The sequence below is a fragment of the Comamonas sp. CAH-2 genome (assembly GCF_009668305.1).
GTDB lineage: Bacteria > Pseudomonadota > Gammaproteobacteria > Burkholderiales > Burkholderiaceae_C > Comamonas > Comamonas aquatica.
Genome location: NZ_VSWF01000062.1, coordinates 1 through 11,005, shown reverse-complemented (window position 1 = coordinate 11,005; position 11,005 = coordinate 1). Strand labels below are relative to the sequence as shown.

General features: G+C 68.8%; 11 protein-coding genes. 8 read left to right on the top strand and 3 right to left on the bottom strand.

The window, feature by feature from the left end; translation table 11 throughout:
* Nucleotides 1–200: 200 nt before the first annotated feature.
* The 3 genes from speE to rpe all read right to left on the bottom strand — a co-directional run bounded on the left by speE (nucleotide 201) and on the right by rpe (nucleotide 3,109).
* Nucleotides 201–1,442: a polyamine aminopropyltransferase gene (speE, locus tag FYM52_RS18155; protein WP_154165103.1), complete on the bottom strand. Its 1,242-nt coding sequence runs from the start codon at nucleotides 1,440–1,442 to the stop codon at nucleotides 201–203.
* A 144-nt stretch (nucleotides 1,443–1,586) separates the two neighbouring features.
* Nucleotides 1,587–2,309, bottom strand: coding sequence for a phosphoglycolate phosphatase (gph, locus tag FYM52_RS18150; protein ID WP_154165102.1), 723 nt, complete (start codon nucleotides 2,307–2,309; stop codon nucleotides 1,587–1,589).
* 116 nt (nucleotides 2,310–2,425) lie between these two features.
* Complete coding sequence (gene rpe, locus FYM52_RS18145) at nucleotides 2,426–3,109, bottom strand: ribulose-phosphate 3-epimerase (RefSeq protein ID WP_042417560.1); 684 nt, start codon at nucleotides 3,107–3,109, stop codon at nucleotides 2,426–2,428.
* A gap of 31 nt (nucleotides 3,110–3,140) precedes the next feature.
* Here rpe and apaG point away from each other — a divergent pair, with 31 nt between their 5' ends.
* From apaG to FYM52_RS18105, 8 genes are all read left to right on the top strand, one after another.
* A complete protein-coding gene (apaG, locus tag FYM52_RS18140; RefSeq protein WP_043383781.1) occupies nucleotides 3,141–3,554 on the top strand; it encodes a Co2+/Mg2+ efflux protein ApaG in 414 nt (137 codons plus the stop codon).
* Nucleotides 3,555–5,519: a site-specific recombinase gene (locus FYM52_RS18135; RefSeq protein WP_154165101.1), complete on the top strand. Its 1,965-nt coding sequence runs from the start codon at nucleotides 3,555–3,557 to the stop codon at nucleotides 5,517–5,519.
* Between the two features lie 71 nt (nucleotides 5,520–5,590).
* Nucleotides 5,591–6,838, top strand: a complete 1,248-nt coding sequence (locus FYM52_RS18130) for a cation:proton antiporter (protein WP_154165100.1) — start codon at nucleotides 5,591–5,593, stop codon at nucleotides 6,836–6,838.
* A 2-nt stretch (nucleotides 6,839–6,840) separates the two neighbouring features.
* Complete coding sequence (locus FYM52_RS18125) at nucleotides 6,841–7,965, top strand: YbdK family carboxylate-amine ligase (RefSeq protein ID WP_154165099.1); 1,125 nt, start codon at nucleotides 6,841–6,843, stop codon at nucleotides 7,963–7,965.
* A 115-nt stretch (nucleotides 7,966–8,080) separates the two neighbouring features.
* The gene (gene thiL, locus FYM52_RS18120) at nucleotides 8,081–9,049 is read left to right on the top strand and encodes a thiamine-phosphate kinase (RefSeq protein ID WP_154165104.1); all 969 of its coding nucleotides are present in this window, start codon (nucleotides 8,081–8,083) and stop codon (nucleotides 9,047–9,049) included.
* Between the two features lie 47 nt (nucleotides 9,050–9,096).
* Nucleotides 9,097–9,678, top strand: a complete 582-nt coding sequence (locus FYM52_RS18115) for a phosphatidylglycerophosphatase A (RefSeq protein ID WP_154165098.1) — start codon at nucleotides 9,097–9,099, stop codon at nucleotides 9,676–9,678.
* 8 nt (nucleotides 9,679–9,686) lie between these two features.
* The gene (locus tag FYM52_RS18110; RefSeq protein ID WP_154165097.1) at nucleotides 9,687–10,181 is read left to right on the top strand and encodes a CinA family protein; all 495 of its coding nucleotides are present in this window, start codon (nucleotides 9,687–9,689) and stop codon (nucleotides 10,179–10,181) included.
* Between the two features lie 155 nt (nucleotides 10,182–10,336).
* Nucleotides 10,337–11,005 (top strand): M48 family metallopeptidase (locus FYM52_RS18105; RefSeq protein WP_255446847.1); only part of this gene is annotated, 669 nt, incomplete at its 3' end.

Genomic DNA, 11,005 nt, shown 5'->3' with positions numbered 1-11,005 from the left:
TGCCAGCACCCCGCCCCGTCCCTGCAACTGCCGCAGGTGCAGGGTCCACTGCAGCGGCCACCCGCCCGGCCCTGCTACGCAGTGCGCCACCGACCACGTCCACCACCGACAACGCCGACTGGGAAAGTTTCTAAGCGCCCAGGGTGCGGCTCCACACCGTGGGGCCGCCCACCTCCGCCACGGTGGGCGGCAAGCGCAATTTACGCGGGCGCCACCAGCTGGGCGTAGTAGTTGGGCAGGGCGAACAGCGCGCCATGCACCTCGGGGTTGTAGTACTGCAAATCGCCCACACCGCGCGCCTGCAGGCGTTCGCGCACCTGCGCCGCCGTGGGGGCCGTGGCATCCAGCGTGTCGGAACACACGACCATGCCCCAGTAGGCGCCGTACAGCGGCACATACACGCCATAGCAACGCACCTGCGGGAACACCCCGCGCAGGCGGCGCACCAGGCGCTGCACCTGCTGCGGATGGAACACCGGGCTGCCCAGGTGCAGCACCAGTGCCCCGCCCGGTGCCAGCACCTGCCGCATGCGCTGCAGCGCCGGCGGCGCGTATAGCGAGCCCGCCGGGGTGTCGGGGTCTGTCAGGTCCAGCACCAGCAGGTCAAAGCGCTCGGTCGTCGTTGCGATCAGGGCCATGCCATCGCCGATGCGCACCTGCAGGCGCGGGTCGCTCCAGACATTCCGGTGCACGGCCTGCAGCTCGGCCTGGCTGGCGCGGATGACGGCCTCGTCCAGCTCGGCCAGCACCACGCGCTCCAGGGTGTTGTGCTTGAGCAGTTCCTCCGCCAGACCGCCATCGCCGCCCCCCAGGATCAGCGCCTGCCGTGGCGCCGGGTGGGCGATGGCCGCCGGGTGGGCCATGCACTCGTGGTAGAAAAACTCGTCCCGCTCGCTGGTCATGAAGCAGTTGTCCAGGCGCATGACACGGCCAAAGTGCGCCGTGTCCATCATCTCCAGCGTCTGGTAGGGGGTCTGGCGGCGCTGCACGTTGTCGGCGCGAAAGCCGAAGGCCGCATCGGGACTCAGCTGCTCCATCACCCAGGGGTACTGGCCCACGCCATCGGTGGCGATATCGCCACGCCACAGCTGCTGGCGCACGGCGTTCCGTGGGGCATACGCTGCGACGACGCCATCCATCAGCGCCTGCGCCTTGCCCGAGTTGTCGGCCGAGAAATTGCACACATAGACGTCGATGGTGACGTTGCCGGTTTCCGGCCAGGTGTGGATGGCCAGGTGCGACTCGGCCAGCAGCACCGTGCCGGTCACGCCCCCGGGCTGGCCCTGCCAGGCCGGGAACTGGACCCAGCGGTCATCCACCCGGGTCAGGCCGGCGTCCTCCGTCTGCCTTCGGCACAGGGCGGCGATCGCCTGCGCATCCAGCATCAGCGCGTCGTCGCACGCGCATTGGTACAAATCGGCCGTCAGGTGCAAACCTTGCATGGTGTGGAGTCCTCCCTGTCACACGAAACGCCAGGGCGAAGAGCTCCTCCCTGCAGCGCATTGGGTTATCTGCTTGTCAAGCGGGCAAAGCTTGGCATCCTAACCACAAGCACTACAAAGGACAAATAACGGCAATTTCCGTTTTTAGACCACACGAAGCTGCGCGATGCTGTCAATCAGCGCATCAGCACCCACCGCTTCCACGGATTGCCCATGGTTGTAGCCATAGGTCACCAGCACCACCGGGCACCCCGCAGCGCGGGCGGCCTGGGCGTCGTTGCTGGAATCGCCCAGCATCAGGGTGCGCGCCGGCGTCGTGCCCAGGGCCTCGCAGGTCTTGAGCAGGGGCAGCGGATCGGGCTTCTTGGTGGCGAAGGAATCCCCGCCGAACACCTGCTCGAACAGGCCCTGCAGGCCCTTGGCCGCCAGCAGCGACCGGGTGAAGGCCAGGGGCTTGTTGGTCACGCAGGCCAGGCGCAGGCCGCCGGCCCGCAGCGCCTGCAGGCCTTCCAGCACCCCGGCGTACAGCGCCGAGTGCTGGCCGTTGATGGCCAGGTAATGCTGCTCGTAGCGGGCCAGCGCCGTGGGCAACAGGCGGGCCACGGCCTCCGGCCGTGCCGCCTGGGGATGGCCGGCCTGCGCCAGCACATGGGCCAGCACGCTGCGCAGCAGGTGCTCCGTGCCCTTGCCCACCATGTGCTCGATCAGGGCGGCGTCCAGCGCCGGCAGCTGCAGGTCGGCCAGCATGCGCGCGATGGCCTCGGCAAAGTCGCCAATCGTGTCCACCATGGTGCCGTCCAGGTCCACGATGGCGGCGTCCACTTCCAGGTGCAGCGCCTGGGCGCCCACAGTCACTTGCACAGACATGTCGTCCTCTTCACAATTCGATAGCTGCCTGCGCTTGCCAGATGGGCGCAAACTGCCAAAAACACGGAGCAATTAAAAAGGCCTGCAATGGCAGGCCTTGGGGGCGAAAAACCGGCTTACGCGGCCAGGTTGGCGCGCATCTGGTCGATCACGGCCTGGTAGTCGGGCTTGCCGAAGATGGCGCTGCCGGCCACGAAGGTGTCGGCACCGGCATTCGCCACGGCGCGGATGTTGCCTTCCTTGATGCCGCCGTCCACTTCCAGGCGGATGTCCTTGCCGCTGGCATCGATGCGCTTGCGCACGGCTTCGATCTTGCGCAGCGTGCTGTCGATGAAGCTCTGGCCGCCGAAGCCGGGGTTGACGCTCATCAGCAGGATCAGGTCCAGGTCCTCGATCACCCAGTCAAGCACGTCCAGGGGCATGGCGGGGTTGAAGGTCAGGCCGGCCTTGGCGCCGTGCGACTTGATGTTCTGGATGCTGCGGTGCACGTGGGCCGAGGCATCGGGGTGGAAGCTGATGTAGTCCGCACCTGCCTTGGCGAAGGCGCTGGCCAGCTCATCCACGGGCTGCACCATCAGGTGCACGTCGATGGGCACGGGGCGGCCATCGGGCGTCACGGCATGGGGCTTCAAAGCCTCACAGATCATGGGGCCAAACGTGAGGTTGGGCACGTAGTGGTTGTCCATGACGTCGAAGTGGATCCAGTCGGCGCCTGCGGCAATGACATTGCGCACTTCTTCACCCAGACGGGCAAAGTCGGCGGACAGGATGGAAGGGGCGATGCGGTACGTGGGGTTCATGGCCGCCAATTGTCGCAGTTACCATTGCCACATGCCCATGTACGAGTTTCACGTCGAGGCCCAGGCCCAGTACGAGCCGGAGCAGTCCATGCCCCAGCAAGGCCTGTTTCGCTTCGCCTACACCATCACGGTCACCAACACCGGCGAGGGCGCCGCGCAGCTGATTGCGCGCCACTGGCTGATCACCGACGCCCAGGGCGCGCAGCAGGAAGTCCACGGCCTGGGCGTGGTCGGCCGCCAGCCGATGCTGCAGCCCGGGGAGTCGTTCCGCTACAGCAGCAGCTGCGAGCTGCGCACCCCCAGCGGCACCATGCAGGGCCGCTACCTGTGTGTCACCGAAGCCGGGGAAACTTTCGACACCCCGATCGCGCTGTTCGTGCTGGATATCGACCCGTCGGCCACGGGCGCGGATATCCCGTCTCCCCCCTCTCGCACCCTGCACTGAATGCCCCATCCCACCCACGACCTCCCACGCCTGCTGGCAGAACTTGACCCCCACGCCGAGCTGGCGGAACGCCACCTGTGGCTGATCCATGTGCTGGAGTGGGTCCGGGCCGCCGAACCCTCGGTCGAGGTGGCGCTGGGTCGCGTGGAGTCGCTGGTGGCGGCGATCGAGGCCGATGCCGATCTGCGCCAGCGCCTGCAGGCCTGGTGGCTGGCGTTCATCGACCGCGTGGACATCACCACCTTGCTGGCCGACTTCGGCTTTGCGCCGCGCACGGCCATGATCACCGAGGTGTCGGAGCGCCTGCGCCACAAGCTGCTGCCCGGCACGCCGGAGACCATCGATGCCTCCGAGCTGTTTTCCATCGCCCTGCCCAGCGAGTTCGACGCCCGCTGGCTGATCGCCCTGCCCGAGCCGCTGCTGCAGCGCCTGGCCGCGCTGCTGGCCCCGGCCGACAGCCAGGGCGCCAGCTTCTGGCAGCACGCGCTGCTGAATGCCATCACCTACTGCGCGGGCCAGATCCTGGCCAACGGCTTTGCGCCCGAGCTGCGCCTGCGCATGAGCGAGGAGGCGCGCGAGCAGCGCCCCTTCCACGACCTGATCCGCGATGTGGAGAGCCTGCGCATCGAGGTGCTGCACGGCCTGCGCACCACCGACCGGCTGGAAGAGGCCGAGAAACGCCTGCGCGAACGCCTGGATGCCTGCCGCGCGGCCATCGGCACCGTCTACCAGCACTTCGGCGATGAAGGCATCTCCGTCGGCCTGGTGTTCCGCGTGCGCCAGCTGCGCACGCGCATCGTGCGCATCCGCCAGCTGCTGGACTGCCTGACCAGCGCGCACACCGAGCAGGATGCCATGCGCCTGCTGGCGGGCTTCGTCAGCGTCGGGCGCGAGCGGCGCAGCCTGCGCTCGCTGCTGTCCACCAACTCCTCGCTGCTGGCGGCCAAGGTCACCGAGCGCAGCGCGGAAACCGGCGAGCACTACATCACCCGCAACAGCCGGGAATACCTGCAGATGCTGCGCCGCGCGGCCGGCGGTGGCCTGGTCATGTCCGTGACCACCCTGGTCAAGTTCGGCCTGGCCGCACTGGCGTTTTCCGCCTTCTGGGGCGGGTTCTGGGCCGGCCTCAACTACGCCATCAGCTTCGTGCTGATCCAGCTGCTGCACTTCACGGTGGCCACCAAGCAGCCGGCGATGACGGCACCGGCCATGGCCTCCAAGCTCAAGAACATCAACGAGGACGGGGCCATCGAGACCTTTGTGGACGAGGTGGCCAACCTCACACGCAGCCAGGTGGCGGCCATTCTGGGCAATGTGCTGGTCGTGTTCCCGGCCGCGCTGGGCCTGGCCTGGCTGTTCAGCCAGGCGCTGGGCCACCCGCCGCTGGACGTGGTGCACGCCACCCAGGTGCTGGACTCGCTGAGCCTGCTGGGCCCCTCGCTGCTGTTTGCGGCCTTCACCGGCGTGCTGCTGTTCGTCAGCAGCCTGATCGCCGGCTGGGCGGAAAACTGGTTCGTGCTGCGCCGCATGGACTCGGCCATGCGCTACAACCCGCGCATCACCCGCCTGCTGGGCGCACCGCGTGCCAAGCGCTGGGGCGATTTCTGGCGCCGCAACATCTCCGGCTTTGCGGCCAACATCTCCCTGGGACTGATGCTGGGCCTGACCCCGGCGATCGCCGGCTTCTTCGGCCTGGGCCTGGAGGTGCGCCACGTCACCCTGTCCTCGGGGCAGCTGGGCGTGGCCGGTGCCACCTTCGGCTGGGAGATCGTGCATGACGACGCTTTCTGGTGGGCCGTGGCGATGTTGCCCTTCAACGGCGCCCTCAATGTGCTGGTAAGTTTCTACCTGGCGTTCCGCATGGCCTTGCGCGCGCAGAACGTCACCGGGGTGGAGCGCTCGCGCATCTACGCGGCCATCCGCCACCGCCTGCGCACCCGCCCCCTGAGTTTTTTCAAGCCCTGAGCCCACCGGCCCAGAGCGGGCAGCCCGCCGGGCTCAGCCCCTGACGAGGAGACCACGATAAGGATGAAGGTATGACCCCAGATCCCACCTTTTGGGCCCAGTGGCTCAAGCCCTCTGCAGGCCTCGACGCCCTGCAATGGTCGCTGCTGCTGGCGCTGGCCGCGCTGGTTGGTTATGTGTTCCAGCGCCATCTGCAAATGCCCAAGGTGCTGGGGTATGCCGTGGTCGGCACCCTGGCCGGCCTGCTGGGCTTCAGCGCCACCAGCTGGCCGCTGCAAGGCCCGGCGCTGTTCGCCCTGGAGCTGGGGGTGTCCATCATCCTGTTCGAATGCGGGGGCCGCATCACCCTGCGCTGGTTCCGCCACAACCCCATGGTGCTGGTGCAAAGCCTGCTGGAAGCGGCGCTGACCTACTTCGCCGTGTTCTACGCCCTGGTCTGGCTGCAGCTGCCGCCCACCACGGCCACGCCGCTGGCGCTGATCGCCATGGCCGCCTCGCCCGTGGTGCTGACGCGCGTGGTCAACGACACGCGCGCGGCCGGCCCCGTGACCGACCGGGCCATCGCCCTGGCCACGCTGTCCACGCTGTATGCGCTGACCCTGGGCAGCGCCAAGGCCGAAATCTTCGCCCGCCCCTCGGCCTCGCTGTGGCAGGACATCACGCCCGTGCTGGTGGTGCTGGGCGTGTCGGTGGCGGTCGCCGCCCTGCTGTGCCTGGCGATGCGCCTGGCGCTGCAGCTGATGAGTCCGACCAGCGAGAACACCTCCATCCTGATGCTGGCGCTGATCGCGGCGGCCACCGCGATTGCCGCGCACCTGGGCGGCTCGGCCCCGCTGGCGGCGCTGCTGGGCGGCATGCTGCTCAAGCAACTGCACCAGCGCCCCTGGGCCTGGCCGCGCCAGCTGGGCACGGCCTCGTCGCTGCTGACCCTGCTGATGTTCGTGCTGGTCTCCACCGTGGCCGCCCAGGCCTCGTGGAGCGGGGCCGTGGCCCTGGCCGTGCTGGCCCTGGTGGTGGCCCGCCTGCTGGCCAAGGCCGTGGGCGTGGGCCTGGGCAACATCAGCAGCGGTGCCAGTTGGCGCCAGGCGGTCTGGGTGTCGTGCGCCATGGCGCCGATGTCGGCCGTGGCGCTGCTGATTACCTCGCAGTTCGCCCAGGCCGCGCCCGAGCAAGCCCAGGCCATCTCGGCCACGGCCCTGCCCGCCATCCTGCTGCTGGAGCTGCTGGGCGCCATCCTGGCCACGCTGGCCCTGCGCCGCGCCGGGGAAACCTCGCACAAGGCGCAGACGCCCCTGCCCCCCACCCAAGACGGAGCCTGAACATGCCTTTGGAAGCCTTTCAGCAGTCCGAGCCCCTGACCCTGGGGGTGGAGCTGGAGCTGCAGCTGGTCAACACCCACGACTACGACCTAGCGCCCTACGCCACCGACATGCTGCGCCTGATGGACAAGCACGCCCTGCCCGGCAGCGTGGTGCCCGAGATGACCAGCAGCATGATCGAGGTCTCGACCGGCATCTGCCGCAGTGCGGCCGAGGTGCTGAGCCAGCTCACCCCCATCCGCGACGCGCTGGTCAAGAGTGCCGACAAGCTCAACATCGCCGTGGTCGGCGGCGGCACCCACCCCTTCCAGCTGTGGCACCAGCAGCGCATCTACGACAAGGCGCGCTTCCACGAGCTGTCGGCGCTGTACGGCTACCTGACCAAGCAGTTCACCATCTTCGGCCAGCACATCCACATCGGCTGCCCCGATGCCGATGCCGCGCTGCTGATGCTGCACCGCATGAGCCGCTACATCCCGCACTTCATCGCGCTGTCGGCCTCCAGCCCCTACGTGCAGGGGCAGGACACGGCGTTTGACTCGGCGCGGCTGAACTCGGTGTTCGCCTTCCCCCTGTCCGGGCGCGCGCCCTGCGTGCTCACCTGGAAGGAGTTCGAGCAGTACTTCGACAAGATGACCGCCACCGGCGTGGTCAAGAGCATGAAGGACTTCTACTGGGACATCCGTCCCAAACCCGAGTTCGGCACCATCGAGATCCGCGTGTTCGACACGCCGCTGACCATCGAGCGCGCCGCCGCCCTGGCGGGCTACGTGCAATCGCTGGCGGCCTGGTTCCTGGAGACCCAGCCCTTCACCCCGGCCGAAGACGACTACCTGGTCTACACCTACAACCGCTTCCAGGCCTGCCGCTTCGGGCTGGACGCGGTCTACGTCGACCCGGCCACGGGCCAGCACATGCCGCTGTCCGAGCACATCCTGCAGACCATCGACCAGATCACGCCCCAGGCGGCACGCCACGGTGCGGCCCCGGCGCTGCAGACATTGCGCAGCGACGTCGCCAACAGCCACAATGACGCACGTTGGCTGCGCGAACGCCAGGCCCGGGAACAGCTGCTGGGCGAGGTGACGCGCCAGGCCTCGCGCCGGTTCCGGGGCGAAGCCATTTAGGGAACACCGGGGGCAACCCCAAAAACATAGCTGCATGCGCTTGTCAAACAATGCTTTCAAACCAAAATGTGTTTGAAACGCTTGAATGACAAGCGCAAACCGCTACTTTTTTATCATGGGCGAATTCGAACTGATCCGCAAATTCTTCCAGCGCCCGGTGCGCCGCTCGCCCCTGGGCGTGGGCGACGACTGCGCGCTGCTGGCGCCCGCGCCCGGCATGCAGCTGGCCGTGTCCAGCGACATGCTGGTCGAAGGGCGCCACTTCTTTGCGGACGTGAATCCCCAGCTGCTGGGCCACAAGGCCCTGGCCGTGAACCTCAGCGACCTGGCCGCCTGCGGCGCCCGGCCCCTGGCCTTCACCCTGGCGCTGTCGCTGCCGCGCGCCGATGCCGCCTGGTGCCAGGCCTTCAGCGACGGCCTGTTCGCCCTGGCCGCGCAGCACGACTGCGAACTCGTCGGTGGCGACACCACGCAGGGCCCGCTGAACCTGTGCATCACCGTCTTTGGCGAAGTGCCCACCGGCCAGGCCCTGCTGCGCAGCGGCGCCCAGGTCGGTGACGACATCTGGGTCAGCGGCACCCTGGGCGACGCACGCCTGGCGCTGGACGCCCTGCTGCGCCAGCACGCCCTGCCCCCCGCCGTGCTGGCCCAGGCGCGCCAGCGGCTGGAGCAACCCACCCCGCGCGTGGCCCTGGGCCAGGCGCTGCGCGGCATTGCCAGCAGCTGCCTGGACGTGAGCGACGGCCTGCTGGGCGACCTGGGCCACATCCTGGACGCCAGCGGCGTGGGCGCCTGCATCGACGCCAACATCACGCGCGGCCTGCTGCATGCGCGCCGCCACCCGCTGATGGCGGCCCTGGCCACCACCCGCATCGACGCCTGCACCCTGGCCGGCGGCGACGACTACGAGCTGTGCTTCACCGCCCCCGCCAGCGCCCAGACCGCCGTGCGCGAGGCGGCCCAACAGAGCGCCACGCCCGTCACCTGCATCGGCCGCATCGAGGCCCAGCGCGGTGTGCGCGTCATCGCCCCCGGCGGCCAGCAGCTGCCGCTGCGCTTCGCGGCCTTCGACCATTTCGCCTGACACCGCACCCACCAGCGCCCCCCCGGCGCGACTTCTACAATCGTTCCATGGAACCCATCACCGACGTGCAGCCCAAGCGCTTCACCGCACACCCCGGGGCCGGCGCGTCCGCCGCACCGGCCAGCGCGCCCCCACGCCCCAGCGTGCGCTTCCTGCTGCAACACCCGGCCCACCTGATCGCCCTGGGCTTCGGCTCGGGCCTCAGCCGCGTGGCGCCTGGCACCGTCGGCACCCTGTGGGCCTGGCTGGCGTTCCTGGTGCTGCAGCTGTGGCTGACACCCGCACAGATCGGCTGGCTGATCGCCGCCAGCCTGCCCGTCGGCTGGTGGGCCTGCACCGTCACCGCCCGCCACCTGCGCGTGGCCGATCCTGGCCACATCGTCTGGGACGAAGTGATTGCCATGTGGATCGTGCTGTGGCTGGCCATGCCCATGGGCTTCTGGGGCCAGCTGAGCGCGTTTGCGCTGTTCCGTTTCTTCGATGCCGCCAAACCCGGCCCCGTGCGCTGGGCCGACCGCCTGTGCAAGGGCTTCGGCCCGCGCGGCGGCTGGGGCATCCTGCTGGACGACCTGGTGGCGGCCTTCTGCACCCTGCTGGTGCTGGCGGTGTGGCGCCACCTGTTCGGCTGAGGCCGCCCATGACGGCCGCGCCCGACCTTGCCCCCACCGTGCGCCAGCTGGCGGCGGCCCTGCAGCAGCGCGGCTGGCTGATGGCCACCGCCGAAAGCTGCACCGGCGGCCAGATCGCCGCCGCCTGCACGGACCTGGCGGGTTCCAGTCTGTGGTTCGACCGCGGCTTCGTGACCTACTCCAACGCCGCCAAGACCGAAATGCTGGGCGTGCCTGCCGCCCTGATCACTGCGCACGGCGCCGTCAGCGAGGCCGTGGTGCGCGCCATGGCGCACGGCGCGGTGGTGCGCTCCCAGGCCCAGGTCAGCGTCGCCGTCAGCGGCGTGGCCGGCCCCAGCGGGGGCAGTGCCGACAAGCCCGTCGGCACGGTCTGGCTGGCCTGGTGCGTGCAGGGCCAGGTGCACAGCCGCGTGCACCACTTCCCCGGTGACCGCGCGGCCGTGCGGGCCCAGACCACGGCCCTGGCACTGCAATATTTGGCAACAATTCTCCAACCCCCCTGAATTGGGGCTCCATTCCGTCCTTCGCGACAACCCCGGCACGCAGTCAGACGGTCGATTCCCCCTAAAATCTCCCGCTTTGTCAGCCAAGCGCTTACAGGCGAAAATGCGCGGGCTTTATCCACTCCCCCTCTTTGTTCCGCAGAGAAAGTGCTTCTATGTCTCTTCCGCCCGTGCTTTCCTGGCTTCGCGCTGCCCCCATGCTCCAGCCAGGACGGTGGATACGACCTGTAACAGCCGCCAGTTTGATGTGTGTTATGGCCGCAGCCGCGCCGCTGGCCCAGGCGGCCACCGCGCCCGCCGCCGAGGTGCAACAGCTGGTCGACCAAGGCAAGATCAACGATGCTGCACAGCGCGTGCAGACCCTGCTCAAGCAAAGCCCCCAGGATGTGCAGCTGCGCTTTTTGCAGGGCGTGATCGCGGCCGAACAGCAGAAGTACGACCAGGCCATCCAGGTCTTCACGGCCCTGACACGCGACCACCCCCAGCTGCCCGAGCCCTACAACAACCTGGCCGTGCTGCACGCCGCCAAGGGCGAGGACCGCAAGGCCGCCCAGGTGCTGGAACAGGCCATCCGCACCAACCCCAGCTACGCCACCGCCCATGAGAACCTGGGCGATCTGTACGCCCGCATGGCCGGCGACGCCTATGCCAAGGCCTTGCAGCTGGACAACAACCGCAAGCCCGCGCCGCCCAAGCTGTCGCTGATCAAGCAGATCTTCCCGACCTCCGGCACCGGCGCCGCCGTGGTCGCAGCCGCACCGGCGGCGGCGCCCCGCCCCGCCGCGGTCGAGCCCAAGGCACCCGCAGCACCCGCCCCCACACCG

Coding starts and splice junctions, on each gene's coding strand:
- speE (WP_154165103.1), bottom strand. CDS start 1,442: ATGCAAGGTTTGCACCTGACGGCCGATTTGTACCAATGCGCGTGCGAC.
- gph (WP_154165102.1), bottom strand. CDS start 2,309: ATGTCTGTGCAAGTGACTGTGGGCGCCCAGGCGCTGCACCTGGAAGTG.
- rpe (WP_042417560.1), bottom strand. CDS start 3,109: ATGAACCCCACGTACCGCATCGCCCCTTCCATCCTGTCCGCCGACTTT.
- apaG (WP_043383781.1), top strand. CDS start 3,141: ATGCCCATGTACGAGTTTCACGTCGAGGCCCAGGCCCAGTACGAGCCG.
- FYM52_RS18135 (WP_154165101.1), top strand. CDS start 3,555: ATGCCCCATCCCACCCACGACCTCCCACGCCTGCTGGCAGAACTTGAC.
- FYM52_RS18130 (WP_154165100.1), top strand. CDS start 5,591: ATGACCCCAGATCCCACCTTTTGGGCCCAGTGGCTCAAGCCCTCTGCA.
- FYM52_RS18125 (WP_154165099.1), top strand. CDS start 6,841: ATGCCTTTGGAAGCCTTTCAGCAGTCCGAGCCCCTGACCCTGGGGGTG.
- thiL (WP_154165104.1), top strand. CDS start 8,081: ATGGGCGAATTCGAACTGATCCGCAAATTCTTCCAGCGCCCGGTGCGC.
- FYM52_RS18115 (WP_154165098.1), top strand. CDS start 9,097: ATGGAACCCATCACCGACGTGCAGCCCAAGCGCTTCACCGCACACCCC.
- FYM52_RS18110 (WP_154165097.1), top strand. CDS start 9,687: ATGACGGCCGCGCCCGACCTTGCCCCCACCGTGCGCCAGCTGGCGGCG.